General features: G+C 68.4%; 23 protein-coding genes. 7 read left to right on the top strand and 16 right to left on the bottom strand.

Annotation, left to right across the window (positions count from 1 at the left end; translation table 11 throughout):
* The first annotated feature begins 52 nt into the window (after nucleotides 1-52).
* Nucleotides 53-895, top strand: a complete 843-nt coding sequence (locus DFQ14_RS18975) for an IclR family transcriptional regulator (protein ID WP_246195644.1) — start codon at nucleotides 53-55, stop codon at nucleotides 893-895.
* Between the two features lie 3 nt (nucleotides 896-898).
* Here DFQ14_RS18975 and DFQ14_RS18980 read toward each other — a convergent pair whose 3' ends face one another.
* Nucleotides 899-1,858, bottom strand: a complete 960-nt coding sequence (locus DFQ14_RS18980; protein WP_246195643.1) for an MBL fold metallo-hydrolase — start codon at nucleotides 1,856-1,858, stop codon at nucleotides 899-901.
* A gap of 43 nt (nucleotides 1,859-1,901) precedes the next feature.
* Nucleotides 1,902-3,290, bottom strand: a complete 1,389-nt coding sequence (locus DFQ14_RS18985; RefSeq protein ID WP_114454736.1) for an aldehyde dehydrogenase family protein — start codon at nucleotides 3,288-3,290, stop codon at nucleotides 1,902-1,904.
* Between the two features lie 235 nt (nucleotides 3,291-3,525).
* Here DFQ14_RS18985 and DFQ14_RS18990 point away from each other — a divergent pair, with 235 nt between their 5' ends.
* From DFQ14_RS18990 to DFQ14_RS19000, 3 genes are all read left to right on the top strand, one after another.
* Complete coding sequence (locus DFQ14_RS18990) at nucleotides 3,526-4,317, top strand: SDR family oxidoreductase (RefSeq protein WP_114454680.1); 792 nt, start codon at nucleotides 3,526-3,528, stop codon at nucleotides 4,315-4,317.
* A gap of 289 nt (nucleotides 4,318-4,606) precedes the next feature.
* Nucleotides 4,607-6,586 (top strand): anthranilate synthase family protein, encoded by a 1,980-nt coding sequence (locus tag DFQ14_RS18995; RefSeq protein WP_114454681.1) that lies wholly within the window; start codon nucleotides 4,607-4,609, stop codon nucleotides 6,584-6,586.
* A gap of 121 nt (nucleotides 6,587-6,707) precedes the next feature.
* Entirely contained in the window at nucleotides 6,708-7,310 is a 603-nt protein-coding gene (locus DFQ14_RS19000) for a TetR/AcrR family transcriptional regulator (RefSeq protein WP_158546725.1), read from the top strand.
* A gap of 18 nt (nucleotides 7,311-7,328) precedes the next feature.
* Here DFQ14_RS19000 and DFQ14_RS19005 read toward each other — a convergent pair whose 3' ends face one another.
* From DFQ14_RS19005 to DFQ14_RS19020, 4 genes are all read right to left on the bottom strand, one after another.
* Nucleotides 7,329-9,560 (bottom strand): cytochrome P450, encoded by a 2,232-nt coding sequence (locus tag DFQ14_RS19005; RefSeq protein ID WP_114454683.1) that lies wholly within the window; start codon nucleotides 9,558-9,560, stop codon nucleotides 7,329-7,331.
* Nucleotides 9,561-9,592: 32 nt separating this feature from the next.
* Entirely contained in the window at nucleotides 9,593-10,753 is a 1,161-nt protein-coding gene (locus DFQ14_RS19010; protein ID WP_114454684.1) for a serine hydrolase domain-containing protein, read from the bottom strand.
* Nucleotides 10,754-10,802: 49 nt separating this feature from the next.
* Entirely contained in the window at nucleotides 10,803-11,615 is an 813-nt protein-coding gene (locus tag DFQ14_RS19015; RefSeq protein WP_114454685.1) for an SDR family NAD(P)-dependent oxidoreductase, read from the bottom strand.
* 218 nt (nucleotides 11,616-11,833) lie between these two features.
* Nucleotides 11,834-13,000, bottom strand: coding sequence for an acyl-CoA dehydrogenase family protein (locus DFQ14_RS19020; protein ID WP_114454686.1), 1,167 nt, complete (start codon nucleotides 12,998-13,000; stop codon nucleotides 11,834-11,836).
* A gap of 341 nt (nucleotides 13,001-13,341) precedes the next feature.
* Between DFQ14_RS19020 and DFQ14_RS19025 the strand changes: the two genes are divergently transcribed.
* Nucleotides 13,342-14,112 (top strand): SDR family oxidoreductase, encoded by a 771-nt coding sequence (locus tag DFQ14_RS19025; RefSeq protein WP_114454687.1) that lies wholly within the window; start codon nucleotides 13,342-13,344, stop codon nucleotides 14,110-14,112.
* A 3-nt stretch (nucleotides 14,113-14,115) separates the two neighbouring features.
* On the opposite strand, the gene DFQ14_RS19030 is transcribed toward DFQ14_RS19025, so the two are convergent.
* On the bottom strand, nucleotides 14,116-15,192 hold the full coding sequence (locus DFQ14_RS19030; protein WP_246195642.1) for an isocitrate/isopropylmalate dehydrogenase family protein: 1,077 nt from the start codon (nucleotides 15,190-15,192) through the stop codon (nucleotides 14,116-14,118).
* A 182-nt stretch (nucleotides 15,193-15,374) separates the two neighbouring features.
* Nucleotides 15,375-15,776, bottom strand: coding sequence for a VOC family protein (locus tag DFQ14_RS19035; RefSeq protein WP_114454737.1), 402 nt, complete (start codon nucleotides 15,774-15,776; stop codon nucleotides 15,375-15,377).
* A 259-nt stretch (nucleotides 15,777-16,035) separates the two neighbouring features.
* On the opposite strand from DFQ14_RS19035, the gene srmL reads away from it, so the two are divergent.
* Entirely contained in the window at nucleotides 16,036-17,196 is a 1,161-nt protein-coding gene (gene srmL / locus DFQ14_RS19040) for a PheS-related mystery ligase SrmL (RefSeq protein WP_114454689.1), read from the top strand.
* A gap of 72 nt (nucleotides 17,197-17,268) precedes the next feature.
* Here the strand turns inward: srmL and DFQ14_RS19045 are convergent, their stop codons facing one another.
* The gene (locus DFQ14_RS19045; protein WP_114454690.1) at nucleotides 17,269-17,991 is read right to left on the bottom strand and encodes a VOC family protein; all 723 of its coding nucleotides are present in this window, start codon (nucleotides 17,989-17,991) and stop codon (nucleotides 17,269-17,271) included.
* Between the two features lie 115 nt (nucleotides 17,992-18,106).
* Between DFQ14_RS19045 and DFQ14_RS19050 the strand changes: the two genes are divergently transcribed.
* Nucleotides 18,107-18,580 (top strand): GNAT family N-acetyltransferase, encoded by a 474-nt coding sequence (locus tag DFQ14_RS19050; RefSeq protein ID WP_114454691.1) that lies wholly within the window; start codon nucleotides 18,107-18,109, stop codon nucleotides 18,578-18,580.
* Between the two features lie 120 nt (nucleotides 18,581-18,700).
* Here DFQ14_RS19050 and DFQ14_RS19055 read toward each other — a convergent pair whose 3' ends face one another.
* From DFQ14_RS19055 to DFQ14_RS19085, 7 genes are all read right to left on the bottom strand, one after another.
* A complete protein-coding gene (locus DFQ14_RS19055) occupies nucleotides 18,701-19,741 on the bottom strand; it encodes a uroporphyrinogen decarboxylase family protein (protein WP_114454692.1) in 1,041 nt (346 codons plus the stop codon).
* A 44-nt stretch (nucleotides 19,742-19,785) separates the two neighbouring features.
* Entirely contained in the window at nucleotides 19,786-20,145 is a 360-nt protein-coding gene (locus tag DFQ14_RS19060; RefSeq protein ID WP_114454693.1) for a hypothetical protein, read from the bottom strand.
* Nucleotides 20,142-21,005, bottom strand: a complete 864-nt coding sequence (locus tag DFQ14_RS19065) for a DODA-type extradiol aromatic ring-opening family dioxygenase (RefSeq protein WP_114454694.1) — start codon at nucleotides 21,003-21,005, stop codon at nucleotides 20,142-20,144. Before DFQ14_RS19065 ends, DFQ14_RS19060 begins: the two co-directional genes overlap by 4 nt.
* Nucleotides 20,998-21,867, bottom strand: a complete 870-nt coding sequence (locus DFQ14_RS19070) for a citryl-CoA lyase (RefSeq protein WP_114454695.1) — start codon at nucleotides 21,865-21,867, stop codon at nucleotides 20,998-21,000. The genes DFQ14_RS19065 and DFQ14_RS19070 overlap by 8 nt, the downstream gene beginning before the upstream one ends.
* The gene (locus tag DFQ14_RS19075; RefSeq protein WP_114454696.1) at nucleotides 21,837-23,021 is read right to left on the bottom strand and encodes a CaiB/BaiF CoA transferase family protein; all 1,185 of its coding nucleotides are present in this window, start codon (nucleotides 23,019-23,021) and stop codon (nucleotides 21,837-21,839) included. Before DFQ14_RS19075 ends, DFQ14_RS19070 begins: the two co-directional genes overlap by 31 nt.
* Nucleotides 23,022-23,208: 187 nt before the next feature.
* Nucleotides 23,209-24,681, bottom strand: coding sequence for an amidohydrolase family protein (locus DFQ14_RS19080; RefSeq protein ID WP_114454697.1), 1,473 nt, complete (start codon nucleotides 24,679-24,681; stop codon nucleotides 23,209-23,211).
* Nucleotides 24,678-25,220, bottom strand: a complete 543-nt coding sequence (locus tag DFQ14_RS19085) for a DoxX family protein (RefSeq protein ID WP_246195640.1) — start codon at nucleotides 25,218-25,220, stop codon at nucleotides 24,678-24,680. Before DFQ14_RS19085 ends, DFQ14_RS19080 begins: the two co-directional genes overlap by 4 nt.
* Nucleotides 25,221-25,316: the final 96 nt, after the last annotated feature.

The raw sequence follows: 25,316 nt of genomic DNA on the forward strand, positions 1-25,316 counted from the left end.
GGCATCAATGCCGCAGGAATTCCCGGCCCGGTTGCCATACTTGTCCCGAAGTATGGGTGAAGGATTCATGGCCGGTGAGGCATGCTCCGGCACCGCCCGTGTCGACACGGGCGGTGCCGAGGCGCAGCCGAAGTCCGTCGCTGCTCGTGTTCTGAGCGTCCTCGAGGCTTTCGACACCGAGCACTACGCTCTCTCCCTCAGCGATATCGCTCGCCGTTCGGGACTTCCGTTCGCCACATGCCACCGGCTGATCAAAGAACTGGTGGCCTGGGGCGCGCTGGTGCGCATCGACGGTCGGTACCGCATCGGACACAAGCTGTGGTCACTGGGCCGACTGTCACCGGTGCGTCAGGATCTGGCGGAAGTCGCGGCTCCGTTCATGCACGACGTCCTGTTCCTCACCCACCACGTCGTCAATCTGTTCGTGCTCGACGGGACCAAAGCCCTGTTGCTGGAGCGGATCTCCGGAACCCGCCCGGGCCCGGCGGTCCACCGCGTGGGCGACCGGATGGGCTTGCACGCCAGCGCCGCGGGCAAGGTCCTCCTCGCCCATGCACCGCAGCAGACGGTCGTCCGTGCCCTGGACGACCTGGAGCGGTTCACGTCCCGCACGGTCACCGACCGTGCGCAGGTTCTTCGCGAAATCGCCAAGGCACGGGAATCCGGCTTCGCGGCGACGGCGGGGGAATCCGCCGAGAAGACCAACGGGGTCGCAGTGCCGATCACCGGCGCCGACGGGCACGTCCTCGCCGCACTCGGTGTCGTCATCGTCGGCGCCCAACCCAACCCGAACGCCATCGTGCCCGTCCTGCAGACCGCCGCACGAGGCATCGCGCGGCAGGTGCAGTTCGCTTCCGGTTTCCACCACGAGAGGACCGAGACCGATCCTCGATAGGGTCTATTCCGACACCGCGGGGACCGCCTCGCGGGAGACGGAGAGCCGTGCCCCGCTCGAGGCGACATCGACGGGCCCGTCGAACTCCGTGCGCGCCTGGCAGGACCAGTAGTCGGTCTCCGCGGCACCGGCCAGGTGGGACAGGACGAGGCGTCCCGCTCCGGCAGCCGCGGCGACCCGCCCCGCGCCCGCAGGTGTGGTGTGCGAGCAGGCCTGGTGTGCGATGAAGGTGGGATCGAATCCCTTCCCCCGGTAGAAGTCCAGGTTCACCGCCTCGTGGACCAGAACATCGGTGTCGCGCGCGAGCTTCACGAGATTGCCGCATTCGGCCGTGTCGCCGGAGAAGGTGATGGAGCCGTAGTCGGACGTGATCCGGTAGGCCAGGGCGGGATACACCGGGGGATGGTCCACCAGGATCGCCGACACCGTGATCTTGTCGTCCTCGTAGACGTCGAACGGTTCCCCCGCAGCCGCAGAACCCTTGGTCGGCTCGTCGACCTCGGTGACGCGGACGATCTCCTCCAACGGGGGGCGGGCCTCATCGGTCACCCGGATGGCGGTGTCGTAGGAGAAGGCCTCGAACACGGAGGAGACCAACCCGGCGGTTCCCGCCAGCTTCCGCCCCGCCGCGACATCGTCCGGGTCCTGGCCGGGCCCGAGAAGGTGGACCCGCTCGGTGAAGCCGTTCACCGGCTCTCCCCAGTTCCACAGCAGGAATCCGGAAAGCTCCGCGATGTGGTCCGAGTGCAGGTGAGTGATGAAGCCCGCGCGGAATTGCCGACCTTCGAGGCTCGCCTCATACGCGGCGCGCGTGCATCCCAGACCGAAATCGACGATGTAGACAACGTCGTCGACGACGACGGCGCTGCTGATCCCGTTCTCCCGGCCACGAATGGCAGGCCCGGCTGCCACTCCCAGCGTGATCAGTTCCATGCCACCACGGGTGGCGGTGTGTCCGGTCACCAATCCTGTCCTCTCGAATCGACGGCGCACGAGCAGCCGGGGCTTAGGTCTTCGGGGTGTGCGGGCGGGTGTTGACGGTGCGCAATTCGAGGTATTCCTCCAGGCCCCAGCGGCCACGCTCGCGACCGAGGCCGGAAGATTTCCAACCGCCGAAGGGAGCATCGGGCTCCACCTGGGTGTGCTGGTTGATCCAGACCGTGCCTGCTTCGATGTTCACCGCCGCCGCGTGCGCTCGCTCCAGGTCGGCGGACCAGACCGAGGCACCGAGTCCGAAACCGTGGGCATTGAGACCGTCGATCGTGTCCTCGAGGGAGTCGTAGGCGACGACGGGCAGCGCATTGCCGAACTGTTCCCGGTCGACGAGATCCATGCCGATCCGGGCGTCGGTGACAACCGTGGGTTCCATGAAATGTCCCGGCAGCCCGCATCCCCGGCCTCCGCCCGCGGCGATGCGGGCTCCGGCCGCAACGGCCTGATCGACGAGCCCCTGAACGAGGTCGCGCTGCGCCTCGTTGTGCAAAGGACCCATCGTGGTGCCGGACTCGACACCGTGGCCGAGCACATGGTGCGAGACCGCCTCGGAGAGCGCTTCGACCAGCTCGGACTGCCTGTTCCGGGGGACGAAGACCTGCTTGACGGCCATGCAGACCTGGCCGGCGTTGCGGAATGCAGAACCGGCGATGCCGTGGGCGGTGGTCTCGATATCGGCATCGTCGAGCACCAGGGCCGGGTCGTTGCCTCCCAATTCCAGAGTGACCCGCTTGACGGTCGCGGCCGCCTGGGCGGCGATCGAGGTGCCGACCTCCGTGGAGCCGGTGAACGAGATCTTGCGAACACCCGGCAGCGTGCTCAGGGCGACGTTGACCTCACGTCCGGGTCCTGTCCGGTACTGCAGCACCCCCGCAGGCAGCGCCCGGTTCATGAGGTCGATCAGCGCGATGGTGGACAGCGGCGTCGACGGGGACGGTTTCGCGATGACAGTGCAGCCGGCCGTGAGCGCGGGGGCCAGTTTGACGCACAGCAGGGAGATCGGGAAGTTCCACGGGACGATGGCGCCGACGACGCCGACCGGGCGGTAATGGACCTCCAGCGCCCGATCGGCACGATCGGGGAGCTTTTCCACCTCGTCCCAGGCCAGGTCCGCGAAGTAGTCCATGAGTCCGGCCCCGACCCGGAACTCCGCCACGGCCTCGGCGAGCACCTTGCCCTGTTCCCGGGACATCAGGTGCCCGAGTTCGGTCTCGTTCTCCCGGATGAGCGCGGCACACTCGCGGAGAGCGGATCGGCGGGCTTCCCGATCCGCCGCCCATGCGCGGGCAGCTCCCTGCGCCGCGGCAATGGCCTCCCGCACGTCCTGATCACCGTGGACAGGTGCCCGGCCGACCACCTCGAGAGTGGCCGGGTCGTGCACCTCGTAGGTGTCCTGGGTCATCTCATCCCCCTTCGAGGCACTACAGAGCGGTCCGCGCAGCACGTGCTCACCAGCCTCGGGCAAGCCGGCCTCGGCCACAGACGCTCTTTCCAACCATTGGAAACTTTGCTGCCCACCGGTCACCTCCGAATGGAGCATGGAGCTCGGCTGGGCTGGGCGGTGATCGGCGAGCGGGAACGCGACCGGCACCTCACCCGAGCCCGGAGCGGAGACGAAGGGAGCGGCCAGAGCAGTGATGAGCGACAAGAACCTTCCCATGGTGGTGACGGGTGCGGCCTCCGGTATCGGCGCGGCCACCTGTCGACTGCTCACCGAGGCCGGGCACCGGCTGATCGGTGTCGATCGCACGGTGGCAACGGCCTTCCCGGGGACTTTCATCCAGGCGGATCTCTCCACGCCGGACGGTGCCCATGCCGCTGCCGCTCAGGTCCGCGACGCCGCACCCAAAGGAATTTCCGGCCTGACCAACATCGCCGGCGTTCCCGGCACAGCTCCCTGGCGCACGGTTCTCGGTGTCAATGTCGTCGGGCTCCGGGAACTCACACGTGCGCTGCTGCCGCTCGTCGTCGAAGGCGGGGTCGTCGTCAACCTCTCCTCCGTCGTTGCCGAGGGATGGCAGCGCAACATCGACACGCTACGGCGGTTCGCCCTGGCCGACGATCCCGAAGCCGCCCTGGACGCGGTCGCCTCCGGCGAAGAGACCATCGACGACTCCTACCGTTTCTCCAAGGAATGCGTACGGCTGCTCACCGAGCACTTCGCCGCGGAAGGGCTACCTCGTCGCATCCGGGTGAACTCGGTGAGCCCCGGCCCCGTGGCCACGCCGATCCTCGACGACTTCAAACGCGACCACGGGGTGGACAAGGTCGAAGGGGCGGGCGAACTGCTGGGGCGATTCGGCGAGTCGGAGGACATCGCCCGCGTCATCGTTTTCCTGACCCGCGACGAAGCCGAGTGGGTCAACGGGATCGACCTGCGTGTCGACGGTGGATTGACCGCCTACCGAAACACCCGGGCAGATGCCTGACAGAGCCCACACGACGATTTCCCGGCTCCCTTCCTTGTGGCGTATCCGACCGTTGTCGGCCCACCCGGAGGTCTCGCGCCGTGATACGGTCGCCGACATGCAGACACGTCCGGCTTTCGACGTCCCCGCCATCGGGGTCTCGAGCTGCGCGTGGTGGTGGCCGCTGACGGCGGCCACCTGCTCACGTCTCTGACCTGCAATCCGATGGCCGCCCCGACGGGGGACGGCCATCGACGGTGGCTCTCGGTCGGGCGGCTTTCTTACCGATCACTCCTGTGAGGAAGCCAGCATGAGCACCGACCACGAAAAGCCCTCGGCTACCGAGTTGATCGCCCGCCTCAGCGGTGTTGCTTGCCCGGCGTTCGCGGTGCTGTGTCGCTGGAGCCCCGAAACCGGACAGCTCGGCGATGCCGAAGTGCTGATCGGCGACATGGAAACGGTTGAGCACACCACCGACATCCCCCTCCCGCACGGCGCCCCCACCGGCCACGGCACTCACGACGCGCTCGCCCTCGTCCCGTTCCGCCAGATCCGCGAACGCGGGTTCGACTGCCACGACGACGCGACCGAACTGCAGGTGCTGCGCGTGGCGGAAAGCCACCGGGTTCCGCGCGAGGAACTGCTCGCGGCGCTGCCGCAACGAGCAGTAGCACTGCACGACGGCGGCTTCGACCTCGACGACGACACCTACGAGTCGATCGTCGAGCAGATCGTGCACGACGAGATCGCCTCGGGCGAGGGCGCCAACTTCGTGATCCGCCGCGACTACACCGCACGGCTCGACGACCACACGTCGGCCACCGCGCTGGCGCTGCTCCGGCAACTGCTCACCGGCGAACGCGGTGCCTACTGGACGTTCGTGGTCCACACCGGTTCCGCGAACGGCCACACCGGACGCACTCTCGTGGGAGCCAGCCCCGAGACGCACGTGCGCATGGATTCCGGCGATGTGCTCATGAACCCGATCAGCGGCACGTACCGGTATCCGAAGTCCGGGCCGGACATCGACGGTCTGCTCCACTTCCTGCGGGACTCCAAGGAAATCGGCGAGCTGTCCATGGTGCTCGACGAAGAGCTGAAGATGATGTCCGCGGTCGGTGACCGGGGTGGCCAAGTGCACGGCCCGTACCTGCGGGAGATGGCGCACCTGGCGCACACGGAGTTCGAGATCCGTGGCCGGACGAGCCAGGATGCCCGCGACGTGCTGCGCGAGACGATGTTCGCCGCGACCGTCACCGGCAGCCCCCTGGAGAACGCGTGCCGGGTGATCCAACGCCACGAGCACTCGGGACGCGGCTACTACGCGGGGGCGCTGGCACTGTTCTCCCGCGATTCCCACGGTGACCGGCAGCTGGACTCCCCGATCCTCATCCGCGCCGCCGACATCGCCCCCGACGGCCACCTGCGCATCCCCGTCGGGGCGACCCTGGTGCGCGATTCGGACCCGAGCTGCGAGGTCGCCGAGACCTGGACCAAGGCCGCCGGGGTGCTGACCGCGCTCGGCGCAGGCACCCCGGCAGCCGGCCGGCACGACCGAGGCAGCACCTCGCGGCCAACGTTGCGCGACGATCCCCGGGTTGCGGCCCTGCTGGCAGAGCGGCGCCGCCACCTGTCCCCGTTCTGGCTGCAACCGCGCGACGCGGCCACCGCGTTCCCCGCGATGCCCGGCAGGGCACTGATCATCGACACCGGTGACAGCTTCACCGCCATGCTCGCGCAGCTGCTGCACTCCACAGGGCTGCGCCCCCAGGTTTACCGGTACGACGACGCCGCGCTGGACGGGCTGCTCGACGACTCCGGCGACCTGGTCGTTCTCGGCCCGGGACCGGGCGATCCCAACGACGTCACCGATCCGCGCATGCACAAGCTGCACGAGCTGGCACGGTCGCTGCTGCGCCAGGACAGGCCGTTGCTCGGTGTCTGCCTCGGCCACCAGCTCCTCGCCCGGCACCTCGGCCTGCCCGTGTCCCGCAAGCCACGGCCGCATCAGGGAGTGCAGAAGGAGATCGACGTCTTCGGTCGCCGCACCACGGTCGGCTTCTACAACTCCTTCACCGCACACGCCGACGCAGCAACCACCACCGCACTCCGCGAGCACGGCATCGAGCTGTGCCGGGAAACAGGCAGCGGTGACGTGCTCGCCCTGCGCGGACCCGCCATCGCGGGCGTGCAGTTCCACCCGGAGTCCGCACTCACCCTCGACGGGCAGGTGGTCCTGCAGGAGTTGCTGCGTACGGGGCCGCTGCAGCAGCGAGCACTGGCATCTTGAGCGCACCGCACCTCTCCGCTGCCTCGGCCGGGCCCGACGACCTCGGCGCCCGCGGGGATGTCGGCCCGCGCCGATGCGGCTTCGGTAAGTTGTCCTGTGGGGATCGAGACGAGGAGGTCCGTTGGGCCGGCAGGGCACGGCGCACGAGCGCCGGCGGCAGGAGACGCGGGAGCGTCTCGTGGCCTCGGCTCGCACGCTGTTCGGCGAACTGGGCTACACCGGCGCCGGCGCCGAGGCCATCGCCCGCTCCGCCGGGGTGAGCCGCGCGACGTTCTACCTGCACTTCAAGTCCAAAGCCGAGCTCGTCACCGACATCATGCACACCATCGAGCCGGAGATCATCGCCGCGTACCGCTCGCTCGACGAGCTGGTCGGCGCCGAGGTCGACGACGTCATCGCCTGGCTCGAGCAGCACGCCGAGTTCTGGCGTGCCTACAGCGTGGACTTCGCCGCCATCCAGCAGGCCCTGGCCCACGAACCGGCGGTGGCCGACGAGTGGTTCGGCATGCTGCGACGGGCCGCGAAGGCGATGGGCAACGTCCGGGCGCGATTCGGGGAGGAACGCAGCCGGGCGCTGGCCCACGTGCTGATCACGATGATGGCTCTGGACCGGACCTACTACTTCCTGCTGCTGCGCGGGCACGACGAGTTCTACGGCGAGGTGCAGCGCGCACTGGCCGAGAACTGGCTCGCTCTGCTCAACACCCCACCGGAGCAACGCTGAGCAGAGCGAGCAGAACCGTCACCGCTCGAGCGTCAACTTCGGGCATCCCTTCTCCGCGCGGGACACGCAGATCATCATCGAGGTGTTGGCCTGCTGCTCGGTACCGGTCAGGATCGAGTCGCGGTGGTCGGCGCGCCCGTCCCGGATCGGTGTCTCGCAGGTGCCGCAGGTGCCCTCCTTGCAGGACGACAGAGTGGTCACCCCCGCTTGTTCGGCCACCTCGAGGATCGTGCGCCCCGCCGGGACCGTGGCGGTGACGCCGGACTCGGTGAATTCGACCTCGAATTCCTCGTCCGGTTCGCTACGCACGATCGTCTTCGGGGAGAACCGCTCGATGTGCAGCGCGCCCGTGGGCCAGTGCGCCGAGGCGCGTTCGGCGGCCTGCAACAGCGGTTCCGGACCGCAGCAGTACAACAGCGTGTCCTCGGCCGGTTGGCCGAACCACCCGTCCAGGTCGAGCAGCCCGTACTCGTCCTCCGGACGTACCACGACGCGGTCGCCGTAGCGGGCGAGTTCGCCGAGGAACGCCATCGAGGAGCGGCAGCGCCCGCCGTAGAGCAACTGCCAGTCGGCGCCGGAGGCCTCGGCCTGTTCGATCATGGGCAGGATCGGGGTGATGCCGATGCCACCGGCGACGAACAGGTACCGGGAGGCCTCGCGCAGCGGGAAGTTGTTGCGCGGCCAGCCGACCGTGAGTGTCGCCCCCTCGATGGCGGCCTCGTGCAGGGAGCGGGAACCACCGCGGCTGTCGGATTCGCGCAGCACACCGATGCGCCAGCGGTCCGTGCGTTCCGGTGCGGAACTCAGCGAGTACTGCCGCACCGGGCCTTCCGGGGTGTGCACGTCGACGTGTGCGCCGGGGCTCCACTGTGGAAGCGGGTCCCCGTCGGGATGGGCCAGCGTCAACGACACGACTCCGTCGGACTCGGTGCGGCGCTCGACGACCTCGAGGGTGCGCCGGCGCATCACGCGATGACGCTGCCGTTCGGCATCGGCCGGATCCCAGGTTACCGGCAGGCTGCGGCGTACCGGCAGCAGGGCCATGCGCACGAAGTCCAGCTCGAAGTCCGGCTGGGGCCGCAGCGAGGGCAGCCGATCGAAGAGCACCTGCAGCCCGGTGGCGCCCTGCACCCGGGCCAGGGACTGCCCGAGGCACGTGTGCCGCCCCTGGGTGAAGGACAGGTGCCCCTCCGGGTCGGGACGGTGAATGTCGAAGGCGAACGGGTCCTCGGCCCACGCGGGGTCGGTGTTGGCTCCGGCCAGGGCGATCCAGATCATCTCGCCTTGCCGGATGTGCACCCCGCCGAGTTCCACATCGCGCTGGGTCTGACGGGAGGCGAACGTCGACGACGGCCTGCGGCGCACGGTTTCCTCGAACACCCGCGGCCACAGATCCGGATCGGCGAGGGCCTCGGCGAGCGCGCCGGGATTGGCGTCGAGGAAGAGCACGGCGTTGGCCATCGCCTGCGCGGTGGTGTCCGTGCCCGCCGCGGCGAACTCCGCCAGATGCAGGGTGATCTGCGCGGTGCTCAACGCCGGGGCGCCGTCGGTGTCGCGCACCGAAGCCATGTCGGAGATGAGGTCGGTGCCCGGGTTGTCCCGGCGCTCGTCGACGATGGCGCGCAGATGCAGGTTGGCCTCGATGAACCGGTCCCAGACCTGGCTGCGCTCGGGTTCTTCGAGTGGTTCCTGCGCGCTGGCGAGCACGCGGAAGAAGTCGTCGCGCAGTTGGCGCATCAGGGGATCGTCGCGGTAGCTCAACCCGAGATGCGCCATGATCGTCTGGGTGGTGAGCTCGAGGCAGAAGTCCTGCACGAGCTCACCCGCACCGCGGGTTTCGAACTTGTCGATGATGCGGTGGGCGCGCGCCTCGATCTCCGGCTGCAGAGCCTGCATCCGGTCCTTGGTGAAGCCCCGCTGGGCCACCGACCGGTGCACCGTGTGGCTGGGCGGGTCGGAACCGACCAGCATCTGCGAGATGAGCTCGGGCGGCATGATCTCGCGGTAGCGCTCCGGCACGTCGATGGTGGCGCTGTTGGCCGCGCTGGAGAAGGCCTGCCAGTCACCGAGCACCGTTTCGGCGTCCTCGCGCCGGGTGACGATCCAGGCGCCCAGGTAGGGGTAGAAGAAGACCGGGTGTTCCTCGCGGGCTTCGGCGATGTGGGAGGCCGGATCCCGGTAGTAGTCGTCGCTCATCGCGTCGAAGCCGTGCGCGACGGGGCAGCGGCCGGTGATCGGCTGCGATGTCATCGTCACTTCCTGCGGGTGATGGGGCCGGACGTTCACAGCGCGGCCGCGGCGGCCATGGTGGAGATCTTCTGGAACCGGGCGACGTTGTCGCCCTCGTCCATCACGCCCGCGGACAGAAACACCAGCGTCATGTCCCGCTCGGGATCCACCCAGAACAGCGAGGATCCGGCCCCATAGTTGCCGTGCGTGCGAGGGCTGGTGAAGGGGCCGAAGAAGGAGGGGTGCGTGCCGGTGCCGCTCAGGGAGAAACCCAGGCCGAAGTTGCCGGGCGGGGTTTCCCAGCCGCGCATCGCCGCGATCGAGGCGTAGAGATCGTTGGGCATGTCCCCGGTCTGCACGGTGGTGGCCACATCGAGCACGGCCGGGGCGATGAGCTGCTCACCATTGTGCTCGCCGCGGCGGCGGAGCATCTCGGCGAAGGTGAACACGTCGTCGGCGGTGCTGACCGCTCCCACCCACGGCAGCTCGGCGTCCTCGGTGATGCAGGTGTTGAGGCATTCGATGTCGTCCGGACCGAGGAATCCGCCCTGCTGCAGATATGCCTTGAGCGGCACGAGCTTGTCGGCCCACGCGCTCGGCGCTCCGAAACGGGTGCGGGTCATGCCCAGAGGGCCGAACAGACGATCGTGGGCCAGGTTGCGGAAGGAGTCGTAGCCGTAGACGCGGCGCACCATCTCGCCGAGCAGGGCGTGGTTGATGGACGGGCTGTAGTTGAGGTTGGTGCCCGGTTCGTTGACGACGTCGATGCCGCCGAGGGCGGCGATGACGTCGGCGAGGGTGCCGAACTTCTCCGGCGGCAGGCCGGGGTTGGGGGTGGCCGGCATTCCGGAGCGGTGCGTGAGCAGGTGTCCGACGTTGATCCGATCCTTGCGCAGTGTCCGGAACGGATCGTCACCGAGAAATTCCGGGACGATCTCGACCACGCGGGTCGACAGCGCCAGCTTGCCCTCCCCGAGCGCCTGATGGATCAGCGCGTTGGTGAACGCTTTGCTCAGCGACAGCACGCGGAAAATGTCGTCGGGCTGCAGTGGACGCTGCGTGGCGCGCTCGGCACAGCCGAGTGTCTCCCGCAGGACGACCTCGCCGTGGCGGGCCAGGATGACGGTGACGCCGTCGTAGTCGCCGCGTTCGATGTCGTCGTCGATTTCGGCGGTGAGCCGTGCCAGTGCCTTGCTGTCGACGTCTGCTGCCATGGCTGCCTCTCCGGGTGTGGGGAAACGGGTGGGTCGGTGCCGGGATGGTCTACTGCATGACCAATCCACCGGAGGGCGAGAAGGTCTGGCCCGTGTAGTAGGCGCCCTCGTCGCCGACCAAGAACACCACCGTGCTCGCGACTTCCTCGGGCGTGGCGGGGCGCTTGATGGGCTGCAGCCCCACCAGGAAGTCGCTGAATTCCGGGTCGTTCTGCCGGAACAGCGGGGTGTCGACCGCACCGGGCGCCAGCGCGTTCACCCGGATGTTGAAGGGGGCCAGTTCGGTGGCGGCTTCCCGCGTCAGCCCGAGGATCGCCGCCTTGGAGGCCGGGTAGTAGGCGGGCATCGCCACCGACATCAGGGCTGCGGCACTGGAGAAGTTGACGATGGCTCCGCCATCGTTTTTCTTCAGCAGCGGCACGGCGGAGCGGATCGTGTAGAAGCAGCCGTAGAGATTGATCCGCATGGTGCGGTCGAAGTCCTCGTCGGAGATCTTTTCGAAGAACTCCGGGTGGTAGGACTCGCCGCGCTGAGCGGCGAGGAACCCCTCGTAGTTGGCGGTGTTGAGCTCCTCCAGTGCGGCCTGATTGGGCGCGTTGACGCCGGCGGCGTTGACGAGCACGTCAAGACGATTCTGCTCGGCGTCGACCTCGGCGAACGCCGCGCGCACGGCATCGGCGTCGGCGATGTCGAGCGGCAAGGGATGGGCTCGGGGGAGCTGGGCGAAATCCTGTGCCAGTGCCTCATCGGAGAGGTCGGCGCCGTAGACGGTGGCGCCCTGGTCGGCGAGTCGCCGGGCGGTGGCCAGGCCCATACCGGACGCCGCACCCGTCACGAAAGCAACCTTGTCCTGAAACTGCATGCGCGCTCCTCGTCGAGCGACGGTCGTCGACGACCATCGCGAGTCGGTTGCGCTGAGCCTGCCACGAACACTAGACAGGTGTCTACCAAATGTTCACGGTTCTGCCCTGCAGAACTCGAGGCCGTGGAACTGCCACTGTCGGTCCTCCGTGCCATGTGACCGCGCACGGTCGTTGCAGGAGGCCGGCTGATCCGTCTGCCACTGCAACCCGTGCCGACTCAGGTGTCGAGTCCGCCGCGGGTGACGAGTTGGGAGGCGATGACGTTGCGTTGGATTTCGTTGGTGCCTTCGCCGACGATCATCAGGGGTGCGTCCCGGAGGTAGCGTTCGACGTCGAACTCGGTGGAGTAGCCGTGGCCGCCGTGGATGCGCACGGCGTTGAGCGCGATGTCCATGGCGGTCTCGGAGGCGTGCAGCTTGGCCATGCCGGCTTCCATGTCCACCCGGCGGCCGGCGTCGGCCTCGCGGGCGGCGTGCAGGGTCAGTTGTCGGGCGGCGGTGAGCTGGGTGGCCATGTCGGCGAGGTAGTTGCCGACCGACTGGTGCTTCCAGAGGGGTTTGCCGAAGCTTTCGCGCTGCTGGGCGTAGTCCAGAGCGTCCTCCAGCGCCGCCCGGCCCACGCCCAGCGCGCGGGAGGCGACCTGGATGCGGCCGGTTTCCAGTCCCTTCATCATCTGGGCGAAGCCGGCGCCTTCCTGCTCGCCGAGCAGTGCGCTCACCGGTGCGCGGTAGTCGGTGAAGGACAGCTCGCAGCTTTCCACGCCCTTGTAGCCCAGCTTGTCCAGATCGCGGGAGACGCTCAGGCCGGGGCCGTGCTCGGCCAGCAGGATGGACATGCCCTGGTGGGCGGGGGTGGCCTGCGGGTCGGTTTTGCACAGCAGCGCGATCAGCTGTGAGCGCCGCGAGTTGGTGATCCAGGTCTTGGTGCCGGTGACCACGTACTCGTCATCCTCGCGGCGGGCCTGGGTGGTCATGGCCTGCAGGTCGGAGCCACCGCCGGGTTCGGTCAACGCCATCGTGGCCCGGACCTCGCCGGTGGCCATGCGCGGCAGATAGTGACGTTTTTGCTGCTCGGTGCCGAAGTGCCCCAGCAGTTTCGCCACCACGGTGTGCCCGCCCATGGCCCCGGCCAGACTCATCCAGCCACGGGCGAGCTCCTCGGTGATCAGCACGTAGCAGGGCGTCGACACCGGCGTGCCGCCGTACTCCTCGGGAATGGCCAGCCCGAAAATCCCCAGGTTCTTCATCTGCTCGATCAGCGCCTCGGGATAGGTGTTGGCGTGCTCCAGCTCACGCACCACCGGCTTGACCTCGGCATCGACGAAATCGCGCACCGTCTCCACGGCAAGCCGCTCGTCGGAGTCGAGAATATCCACAATGCTCACTGGTATTGCTCCCGTTCTCAGATGATTCCGCAGGTACGGAGCTCGTCGATCACTCGAAGGTCTACGTCGCAGGCCGTATCGTATTTGTACGGCCACTACGAGGTGGCGTGCTCCACGCGGAATCGAACGGCGAGGAGACGTGGTGTCCGGTCTTGGCACGTACCTGCAGGGCCGGAGAACCGCAGCCCTGCTCGACAACGGACATCACGCGTAGGCTTGCCTGCCAAGCACTTGCTTGGTATGTGTGGAAAAGACCACTCGCCGAGCGCTGCGGAAGAGGCGCACCGGTGCCCGGCCGAGCGGCCCGCACTCGACCGCGACCGTCACCCAAAGGAACCATCATGAGCAGCACACCTTCGGATCTCACGGGACGCGTGGTCCTGGTGACCGGCGGAACCAAGGGCATCGGCCACACGATCGCGGAAGCCTTCCTGGCCGCAGGCGCGGAGGTCGCGGTGTGCGGCCGCAACGAGCCGGAGCAACTCCCATCCGCCGCAGATCGCAGTGCGGTGTTCCTCGCCGCCGATGTGCGCGAGGCGGACCAGGCCGCGCGCGTGGTGGAAACGGTTGCCGAACGCTTCGGTCGCCTGGATGTGGCGGTGAACAACGCGGGCGGTTCCCCGGATGCCGACTCGGCGACCGTCTCCCCCCGGTTCGTGGACAAGATCGTGGCTCTGAACCTGTTGGCGCCGTTCTACGTGGCCCAGGCCGCCAACGCGCGGATGCAGCAACAACCGGCCGGTGGCGTGGTGATCAACATCGGCAGTGTCTCCGCGCACGATCCGCAGCCGGGCACCGCCGCCTACTCGGCGGCCAAGGCGGGGCTGCTGATGTTCAGCAAAGCACTCGCGCTGGAATGGGCTCCCCAGGTCCGCGTCAACCACATCACCACCGGCCTGGTTCGCACCGAGGCGGCGGCAGCCGGTTACGGCGAGGACGGCGGCGAAGCGGTCGCATCGCTGATCCCGATGCTCCGCATGGCCACTCCCACCGACGTCGCCAACACCTGCCTCTACCTCGCCTCCGACCTGGCCTCCTACGTCACCGGGGCCGACATCGCGGTACACGGCGGCGGTGAGGTCCCGGCACGCTACACCGTCACCCGCAGCTGAGGATCACGCACCGATCCGATCCACAACGGCCCGGGTGGCTGCCCGCAGACCGCCCTCCACAGCGCCGGACGGCAGCAGCCGGATCGCCTCGTCGGCGAAGGCCGACTCCACCGCGGCCCGCATCCGCGCCGCGGCCCGGTGCTCACCGAGATGCTCGGCCATCAGGGCCGCGGCCAGGATCTGCGCGGCCGGGTTGGCCCGGTCCGTGCCCGCCAAGTCGGGGGCGCTGCCGTGGACCGGCTCGAAATAGGCCGCTGCCCGGCCGACATTGCCCGCCGGGCACATGCCCAACCCACCCACGGTGGCCGCCGCGACGTCACTGAGGACGTCGCCCAGGAAGTTCTCCATCACCAGCACGTCGAAATGCCCGGGTTCGGTGATCAGGTCATGGCCGGCGGCATCGGCGTAACGGTAATCCCGCTCCACATCGGGATACTCGGCGGCGACCTCGTCGAACACCGACCGGAAGAACGCATAGCTGCGCAGCACATTGCTCTTGTCCACACACGTCACGCGCCGGACGCCGTCAGCAGGAGCACCACCGCGCTGCCGTGCCAGCTCGAACGCGAACCGCACGATGCGCTCGATGCCCTGCCGGGTCATCATCAGCTGGTCACTGACGGCCCGATCGTTGCCGACACCGAGGCCGCGCGAGAGGTACAGTCCCTCGGTGTTCTCCCGCACGATGACGTAGTCGATCCCGGCCGCACCGTCGCGCAACGGGGAACCAGCACCGGGCAGTCCCCGCACCGGCCGGACGTTGGCATACGCGTCCAGGCCACTGCGCAGGATCCCGCCGAGCACCCCGGCCTCGGTACCGTCGGGATGGCGCACCTCGGGCAACCCGACCGGCCCTTTGAGCACACCGTCGTATCGGCTACGGATCCGGCTCACCGTGTCCTCGTCCATGGCAGTGCCCGTGCGGCGGTAGGTGTTGGCACCGGCATCCTCGGTGGTCAACCGCAGTTCGAACGATCCCGCCGCCGCTGCTCGCAACACCGCGACAGCACTGTCCACCACCTCCGGGCCGACCCCATCACCCGGGACAAGACCGATGTCGTACGTGCGCGCCGAATTCACCCCGCCAGCCTCTCGCACATGCCCGAACAGGAGCAGGCCGGACCCGCAACGAACACGTATTGACGTCGACATCGAAGTCGAACTCGCCCAGCTCGGCCCCACCGAATATCGGCCGCTGCGAGTCCGCGACACCCTCTTCTGGCGTGTCAGGCCGCCAGGACACGCGTCCGCAAGCGGAGCGGTCACTGAGACGGCCGCGGGCCCAGCAAGTCCCAGCGGTTGCCTGCGACGTCAATGAAGACCGCAACCTGGCCGTACGGCTCCTGGCGTGGCTCAGTGACAAACTCGACCCCGGCTGCGCGCATCCGATCGTAGGACGCCTGAAAGTCGTCGACGCGCAGGAACAGACCTACCCGAGCCGCGAACTGATCGCCTACGACTCGCTCCTGCCGCTCACCGTCAGCTCGTGCAAGCAGTAGTGCCGTCGTGGCGCCAGGCGGTCGCACGACGACCCACCTCTTTTCGCGGCCGTCGTTGGTCAAGGACGGCGAATCCTCAACGAGCTCGAACTCGAGCACGTCGACGAAGAACCGGATCGCGTCGTCGTAGTCGTCGACGATCAGAGCCAATTGCTCAAGGTGCATCACGCCAGACAACCACGATGACCAGCGCGTGCCCAGATGTGCGATCGCTGACCGATCCCGTTGCGGTACGGGTCTGGCTGGCCGAGCTCTCCAGACATGGATTAGTCTCTTCACCGTGATCATTCACGAGCTGCGATTTCCCAGCCCCCGGCCGCGTTGCGGTCGCGTGGGCTTGATCGTGCTCGTCTGACGGTCCACACGCGGCAGTGGCCGGGGGTTCGCCTTCTTCCGTCCACCGCCACCCGTGAAGGACCTCGTGATGACCACGTCCCAGCTCGAACCGAGCGAGATCGCTGCCTGCCTGCTGGTCGACGATCTCACCGATCCGGCCAGCGGCGATCATGCCATGCAGGCCTTGCTGACGAACATCGTCGAGCAGCTCAGCAACCAGTGGGCCATCCCGACCCGCACACTGCGTTCACGCCCGCTGGTCAGCATCGAAGACAACTACGACCGGCTCGGCTACGAACCCGCGGCCGTCACCCGCGACCGCCGCTACACCCGCTACACCAGCGACACCACGATGCTGCGCAGCCACACCTCGGCCGGCGTCCCCCCGGCGCTGCGCGACCTCGCCGGTGAACAACACCCACCGGCTGACGTACTGCTGGTACTGCCCGGGCTGACCTACCGCCGCGACGTCATCGACCGCCTGCACGTCGGCACCCCACACCAACTCGACCTGTGGCGCATTACCCGCGCCCGGCCCATGACCCGGACCGACCTCCACGACATGATCGCGACCCTGGTCGAGGCGACCATTCCGGGAGCGCGCTGGCGCACCGAACCCGCCGAACACCCCTACACCGAGCATGGCCGCCAAGTCGACGTCGAGGCCGACGGCGAGTGGGTCGAACTCGCCGAGTGCGGGCTCGCCGCCGACCACGTCCTGGCCCGTGCCGGGCTCGACCCGAACCGCTGGACGGGCCTCGCCTTGGGCACGGGCCTGGACCGGGCACTCATGCTGCGCAAACAGATCCCCGACATTCGGCTGCTCCGCGCCCAGGACCCCCGCATCGCCGCCCAGATGCTCGACCTGATGCCGTGGCGACCCGTCTCGATGATGCCGCCCGTGCGACGAGACCTCTCGATCGTGGCCGAGACCACCACCGACGCCGAACTGCTCGGCGACCGCGCCCGCGCCGCCCTCGGCGCCGACGCCGATACTCTCGAAAGCCTCACGGTCCGGGCGGTGACTGCCCATGAACAACTCCCCACGCCGGCCCAAGAGCGCCTCGGCACTCAGCCCGGACAGGCGAACCTGCTTGTCCGGGTGATACTCCGCCCCGTCGACAGCACCCTGACCGATCACCAGGCCAATGCCCTCCGCGACCGGATCTACGCCGCCCTGCACGACGGTCCGCGCATGGAATGGGCCACACCAGCCGACGGCGGAGACCAAGCAAGGGCCCAGCCATAGCTCAAATGCGACTGCCACCGGTGTTCACTGAGAAACCCGACCGGAGACTGTTGAACGTGGATGACCGTGCCCCTACGACCGGGCCGGCAGCACGCACAACTCGTTGCCCGACGGATCGGTGTGGACCCGCCACGGCAGCTCGCCCCAGTCGGGGTGGAGCTCGCGGCCGCCGCGCTCGGCGATGCCTGCCGCGACCTCGTCGGGATCGTCGCCGGTCTCGAGCCGGATGTCGAGGTGCAGCCGGTTCTTGGCCGCGCCCTTGGGGGCCGGCTCAGGGCGCAGCTCGAGCAGGGGACCTCGCAGCGACGGGTGGCGCAACGTTCGGGGCGCGATCCCGGGCGCGTCAGTCCAGCCGGTCAGCCAGGACCAGAACTCCCCGTCGCGGTCCGGGTCGGCGGAAGCGAGTGGGAACGCCGCGATCGGGCCGGTGTCGCCGTAGGCTGCCCGGTGCTCCAGCACGCAGCAGGGATTGCCCTCCGGATCGGCGAGCACCACCCAGGGCACATCGCCCTGGCCGATGTCGACGTGTCGTGCGCCCAGCCCGAGCAGCCGGTCGACCTCGCCGGCCTGGTCGGCCCCGCCGAGGAGGTCGAGGTGCAGCCGCGGCGGCTCGGAGGGCGACTCGGAAGCAACCCCCGGGAAGCACAAGTCCAGCACCGGCCCGCCCTCGACGGTGAGCCGGGTCTCGACGATGTCAGGCTCGTCGGTGAGCCGCTCACCACCGACCACCGCCTCCCAGAACCGGCCCAGCCGCTGCGGCTCGACGGCGTCGACAACCACGTTCTCCAGATACATGAGCACACCTTAGGCCTCAACAAGCGATGACGATCACGCGCCCTCACTGCTGTGCGGCCGGCCGTAGCAACCGGAAAACCAACACCCCCGTGATGCAGGCGTACTCTCAGCACCCATGACCGCATCACCCGAGCAGAGTCGGATCGCGCGGCGCGCCGACGCCGAGGAGGTCGCCGCTCTGCTGGATCGCTTCCAAGCGGAGTTCGACGAGTACACTCCGGGCACGAAGGTCCTGGAACCCCGCGTCCGCGAGCACATCACCGGTGATCTCAGCGTCTTCGTGCTGGCCGGGCCCTCCCACGTCGGCGTGGCACAGCTGCGGTTCCGCGAATACCTCCTCACCGGTGCACCGACCTGCTACGTGGAGGAGCTCTACGTCGTGCCCGACCGCCGCGGGCAGGGCCACGGGCGAATGCTGATGGAAACCGCGCTGAACCTGGCCCGCGCACGCGGAGCGACCACGGTGGAGCTGGGCACCGCAGCCAGCGACACGGCAGCGCGCGGACTGTACGAAAGTCTCGGATTCACCAACCTCGAAAGACAGGGACACCCCGAGACGCAAATGCTCTACTACGAGCGCGAGCTGTAAGCGACCCTCCGGGCTGCCCGGTTCCGGGAGCGACACCCGGCCCCATCGACTCGTGGCCGCGCTCGAACACCCCGATGAACAGCGTTCAGCGTCAGGAAGGGGTAGGTGCCCACAGGGCCGTCATGCTTCGGCCAACTCCTCACGAAGCAGGCGTGCCGCGCCGGCCATGGCGCGCATCTTGCCCTCGGCGGAACGGCGCGGCAGGTACTTCATCCCGCAGTCGGTGGCGATGACGATCTGCTCGGGCGGGATCCACTCGAAAGCCCGGCGGGTGCGCTCGGCCACGAGCTCCGGAGTCTCCACCTCCGGTGTGGACAGATCGATGGCCCCGAGCAGGATCGTCTTGTCGGTGAGGTCGGCCAACACGCCGAGGTCCAGACCCGACTGCGCGGTCTCGATGGAGATCTGGTCGACCGAGCAGCCCGCGAGTTCGGGCAGGAACGAGTAGCCCTCCGGACGTTCGTGAATGATCGCGGCGTAACCGAAACAGATGTGCACCGCGGTGGTGCCGGTGATACCGGCCAGCGCGGCGTTCAGCGCGGCCGGACCGTAGGCGCGGGCGGCGTCCGGACGAGCCTGCATGTACGGCTCGTCGATTTGCACCACGTCCGCACCTGCCGCGAACAGGTCGGCGATCTCGGCGTTGACCACCTCGGCGTAGGCCATCGCTGCCGACTCGGCATCGGCGTAGTGGTCGTTCTGCGCCTGCTGGGACATCGTGAACGGCCCCGGCACCGTCATCTTGATCGTCCGGTCGGTGTGCTCCCGCAGGAATCGCACGTCGTCGACCTGGATCGGGTGCGGACGGCGGATCGGACCGGCGATCCGCGGGACCGGGTTGGGGTGCCCACTGCGGTCCAACGCGGTGCCGGGGGTGTCGATGTCGACGCCGCCGAGCGCGGTGGCGACATGGTTGGAGTAGCTCTCCCGGCGGATCTCCCCGTCGGTGAGGATGTCCAGCCCCGCCTCCTCCTGCGCCCGAATCGCCAGCAGTGTGGCGTCGTCCTGGGCCTGGGCGAGGAACTCGGGCGCGACGCGCCACAGCTCCTTCGCCCGAACCCGCGGCGGGAAGCGGTCGGCCAGCTTCGAACGGTCGATCAGCCAATCGGGTTGGGCATAGCTTCCCACCAGCGACGTCGGCAGCAACGGCAACGACGGCATGAGCACTCCTCGGATCGGACGACCGGGGCCGGCGCCCCGCGGCTTCAGGTGGTGATGTCGGGGTACGGCATCGTGACGTGGGACAGGCGCCGGGCGTACTCGGTTTGGAACCCCATCGGCTCGTAGTCACGCTCGAACAGACCGATGAACAGCGTCAGCGTGAGGAAGGGGTGCGCGCCCATGTCGAACAGTGCCGGGTAGTCGTGGGTGGCCAGTGCCTCGCGCTCGGCGTCGTCGAAGCGCAGCCAGGTGCTCGACTCGCCGTCGATGCAGTTGAGGATGCGCCCGGCCTGTTCGCGCTCCCACCATGCGACGGTGCCCCTCGGGTCCTCGCGGTAGCGTTCGACGAGATCCGGATCGCGGTCGATGGTGTAGAGGAACTTGTTCAGCAGGTACTTGCTCACCGCAGACCTCCGTTCGGATACCAGGTGAAGTAGGCCTCCATGGTGTGGAACAGGTCGTAGGTGTCGACGTAGTCGGCTTTCTCGCCTTCGCCCGCCACACCCATCATGAGCATGAAGTCCATGAAGCCGTGGGTGGCGTTGCCGGGCAGGTGCAGGCTTTCCAGGCTGACCTCGCCGAGGCATCCCTCGATGTCGCCGTCGGCGATCCAACGCACGGCCTTGTGGTCGAACTCCGGATCCGGTCCGTGCGGACCGAATTGCCGCGGTCCGCCGAGCTCCAGCGACAGGTGTCCGGTGCCGATCACCGCGACCCGCTGGTTCGACGGCCAGGACTCGATGAGCTGCCGGATCGTGCGTCCCAATTGGACGAACCGTGTGGGTTGCGGCAGCGGCGGGGCGAAGATGTTGGTGTAGATCGGCACGATCGGCAGGTCGTTCTGCGGACGCAGGGTGATGATCGGGCAGGTGATCGAGTGGTCGATCCGCAGCTCGTTGGAGTACGCCAGGTCGAACCCGGCATCCATGCCTTCCCGCAGCACGTAGGCCGACAGGTCCTCCTGGCCGGTGAGCAGCATCGTGGGCAGTCCGAACTCGCGCTGCTCGTTGTAGAAGTTCGCGTCGTAGAACGGCGCCTTGCCGACCAGGAACTGCGGCATGTTGTCGAACCACAGCTGGTGGAAGTGGTCCGAGCCGACCATGACCAGCACATCGGGGTTGGCACGGGTGAGCGTCTCGCGGAACGACTCGATCTTGCGTACCCACTCGTCGGCGAACGGCGGGCGGTCCTCGCCGGTGGCGGTGCTGGCGCGGTAGTAGAAAGGGTGGTGGGTGGACGCGATCACCGCGACCAGTTCAGCCATGACGACCTCCGTCGGCGTCGGCATCGGACGGGTACGGATCGGGCGCGACGGACCGGTTGTTGCGGTCCACCGACAGGAAGATCTCGTTGCCCACCGGATGACGCAGCTCCTCGGAGAGCTGACCGATCAGTCCGGCGGTGCGGGCGAGCAGGGCGAATCCGCGCAGCAGCTCCAGCGGCAGGTCGAGGTCGGCCAGCGCCGCGCCGCACACCCCGGCGCCGTTCAGCGGCAGCGTCTTGCCCAGCACCTGCGGGTGCACCCGACCGATCGCCGCGAACAGCGACAGATGTGGCCCGAACCGGTCCTCCTCGGCGGCGATCCGCAGCAGCCGCGGCGTGCGGGGATCACCCTCCTTGTGCACGTGGTGACCGAGCCCGGGGATGAACGTGCCCGCCTTCCGACGGGTTTGCACGGTCGCCAGGGCGAGCTCGTCCCAGCCGGCGTCGTCGGTGGGCCATTCCCCCTCGATGCCGTCCAACACCTCGTGCAGGAACCGGCCGCAGTCCTCCGTGACACCGAGGAACCGCGAACCACCCCCCAACAGCCCGGCCGCGAGCGCGCCCTGGAGGGAGTCCGGCGCGGACAGGTAGGTCAGCCGGGCGGTGATCGCCGTCGGGGTGAAACCGTGGTCGGCCAGCGCGGCGAGCACCGCCTCGAACACCCGCGTCTCCCCCGGACCGGGGCGACGCTGGGTGGCCAACCAGAACGCGAGCTCACCGAAGGAGACCGTGCCCATCACGTCCTCGGCCAGGTCGTGACCGAGCAGCGTGATCGTCGTCGGTGACGACGCGCCCAGCGCCGTCGGATACTCCGGGTTCTTCGCCTGCTCGCTCACGTGTCCTCCTTCGAGGTGCTCAGCCATTCGCGCAGTTCGGCGCCGTGCTCGTCGAGTTCGGGCGGGGGCAGGCGGTAGCTCGCCGGGGTTTCGGAGAAGTGGATCGGGTGCCGGGTGGTCGGCACCGCCCGGTCGCCCTCGCCGACCTCGACGATCGGGTCGAGCTCGAAACGCTCGGCCATCGCGAACCCGCCGTCGATGGTGTTGATCGGTCCACTGGGGACACCGGCCTCGACGAGCAGCTCGAACCACTCGAGCGCACCCCGCTTGGTGAGCTGCTCGACGAGGATCGGGCGCAGCTCCTCGCGGCGCTCGGTGCGGTCGGCGTTGCGGGCGAAACGCGGATCATCCGCGATCTCGGGGATGCCGAGAACGTCGCAGAGCTTGCGAAACTGGCCGTCGTTGGCCGCGGTGACGATCAGGTCGTTGTCCGCGGTGGGCAGCGGTTCGTACGGGAACACGCTCGGGTGGGCGTTGCCCATCCGGTAGGGCACCGTGCCGCCGGCGGCGTAGGCGGAGCTGTGGTTGACCAGCCCGGTCAGTGCCGAGGACAGCAGGTTCACCTCGATGTGCTGGCCCTGGCCGGTGGCGTCCCGGTGCCGCAGCGCGGCCAGGATGCCGATCGCGGCGTGGTTGCCCGCCATCACGTCGAACACCGAGATCCCCGCCCGGAACGCCGGACCGTCCGGATCGCCGGTGAGGCTCATCAATCCCGAGATCGCCTGAACCATCAGATCGTAGCCGGGCACATCCCGACCCGCGCCCGAACCGAAACCGCTGATCGAGGTGTAGAGGATGCCCGGGTTGTTCGCGCGCACGGATTCGAAGTCCAGCCCGTACTTGCCGAGCCCGCCGGGCTTGAAGTTCTCGATCAGCACATCGGCGCGGTGGGCCAGTTCCCGGGCCGTCTCGACGTCGGCCTCGTCGTGCAGATCCAGCGCGATCGACCGCTTTCCGCGGTTGATCCCGAGGTAGTAGGTCGACACCTCGTCGCGCACCGGCGGCATCCAGGTCCGCGTGTCGTCTCCCTTGGGCCCCTCCACCTTCACGACCTCGGCACCCATGTCCGCCAGCAGCATCGTCGCGTAGGGACCAGCCAGAATCCTGGAGAAGTCCGCGACCAGAACCCCCTCGAGCGGTCCACGACCACCCGGCCTCTCCGGGCCGGCACTCGCACTCATCCGGTATCCCCTCTCTCTGTCCGTAGAACGGACAACTGTTCGTTATCGTGGGGACGGCGCACCGCCCGTCCGGATGCGGCAACCGAGCAGCCGACCCGAACCGAACGACCGAGGCACGCGCGGCGCGGCCTCCCAGCAGGCCGGCGATGCCCGAATCGCCGGTGGGTGGTGACACCCACCGGCACCGCTACGCCTCCGCCTGCTGGATGGCGACTCCGTCTCCCCGGTAGTCGCTGTAGGTGTAGGGGTTCGGAATCAGCTCGGTCTCGGCGATCTCCGGCTCCAGGCTCTGCTGCCAGGCGTCCTCGCCCATTTCCGTGCGGGCGTACTCGGCGGTGGCCGCGACCGCCGTCCGCGCCCGATCGAGATCGGTGGCGGCCAGCTCGTGCCGGAACTTCACCACAGAGCCGTTGACCAGCACGGTGTGCACATCCCCGCGGCCGGCCTGGAACGCAACGTGCCCGTAGGGGTGCAGCATCGGGAACATGACCGGTGACCGGTCGTTCTTGACGAGCACCAGGTCCGCCTTCTTGCCCGGGGTCACCGAGCCGATCGAGTCGTCGAGTCCGAGTGCCCGGGCACCGCCGATCGTCGCCCACTCCACGACGTCCCGCGCCCGGAGCTTGTTGTGCACCACGGTCTCCCCCGCCGACTGCGCCTCCAGATGCTCGCGGGAACGATCGGCGGACAAGGTGGCGCGCATGGCGGAGAAGAGATCGGCGCTCCACCACACACTGGTGTCCATGGACAGCGACACCGGGATGCCGTGCCGACGCAGCTGCCAGGTGGGCGGGTATCCCTGCCCCGCGCTCTGCTCGCTCTCCGTGGACACCGAGGCCGTACCGCCGGAAGCGGCGATCCGCTGGTAGGAATCCCGACTCAGGCTGGCGGCGTGGACGTAGGTGACCTTGGGATCCATGAAGCCGTGCTCCCACATCAGCCGGATCCCGTTGTCGTCGGTCGCGCCCCAGACCCCGGCGTGCGTCGTCACCGGCAGATCGAGCTCGCGTGCCGCTTCGAAAGCCGCTTTCTCCGGGAACTGTTCATCGCCGGTCACGTCGAAGGCCAGCTGCAGCCCCAGCATGTCGTTCCGCGAGGCAAAGTGGCGGTCCACGAAGGATCGGAATTCGGGCGAGTTCGCCCACTCCCACGGCGCTCCGAGCAGATTGCCGTAGGCCAGCACGAACCGGCCGGGCACCGTGCGCAGCGCCTCGACCGCCGCATCGCCGTGCTCGGGGGTCTGCAGCCCGTGCGACCAGTCCACCGTGGTCGTCACACCGGCATCGAGAGCTTCGATACCGGCCAGCAGGTTGCCCGCATAGATGTCCTCGGGCCGGAAGATCTTGCCCCAGTTCAAATAGTAGAAGACGAAGAACTGCGACAACGTCCAGTCAGCACCCAGGCCGCGCAGCGCGGTCTGCCACATGTGCCGATGCGTGTCGACCATGCCCGGCATCAGGATTCCCCCGGCCGCGTCCACGACAACCGCGCTTTCCGGGGCGTCGAGCCGATGGCCCACCCGCTCGATCCGCTCTCCTCGAACGAGGACGTCGCCACCGTCGAGCACGCCGATCGCCGCATCCATGGACAGAACCGTCGCGTTGCGAAACAGGATCGGACGCCCCGGTGTGAAGTCGTCGATCTGCTGCTCAGCGCTCATTTCGCCACCTCGCTGTGGTTGTTCCTCCGAGCCCGAAGCTCCCGGGCTCGGGCCGTCAGGGGCACGACGGCGGCCAACAGTCCGACACCGAGTGCCGCCATGCCCCGCGCGTATCCGGACAGGCTGCTCAGCCCGAGCGCGGCGTCGAGTGACCACATCCCCGGACCGCTGAAGCCGAGAATCGCGGCGAGCGCGCCATAGCAGAACGGCACCTCGCACCCACCCTGCTGCGCCCAGAAGCCGTTGGGCGCAGTGGCGGCCGCGGCGACGGTCATCGTGCCGACGACCACCGCACAACCCGCGGGCGTCACCAGACCGGCCGCGATGGAGACCGCCCCGAGCAGCTCGGCCGCACCGGCCAGCAGCACCAGTCGCCTGCCGGGGACGAAGCCCCACTGCTCGAAGACGACCGCCGTACCGGCAGGTCCCGCGCCGCCGAACCAGCCCAGCAGCTTCTGCGTGCTGTGCCCGAACAGCAAGGCGGCGAGCAGCAGTCGCAGCAGGAGCAATCCCACGCTCATCGCATACCTCTTCGCCATGCGGACTAATGTCCGTCAATCGGACACAGATACGATCGTCGATCTCCGGCGTCGGGTCAAGAGCACGCGATCATCGAAGAACGGAAGGGATGCGTG

The sequence above is a fragment of the Halopolyspora algeriensis genome (assembly GCF_003337235.1).
Classification (GTDB): domain Bacteria; phylum Actinomycetota; class Actinomycetes; order Mycobacteriales; family Pseudonocardiaceae; genus Haloactinomyces; species Haloactinomyces algeriensis.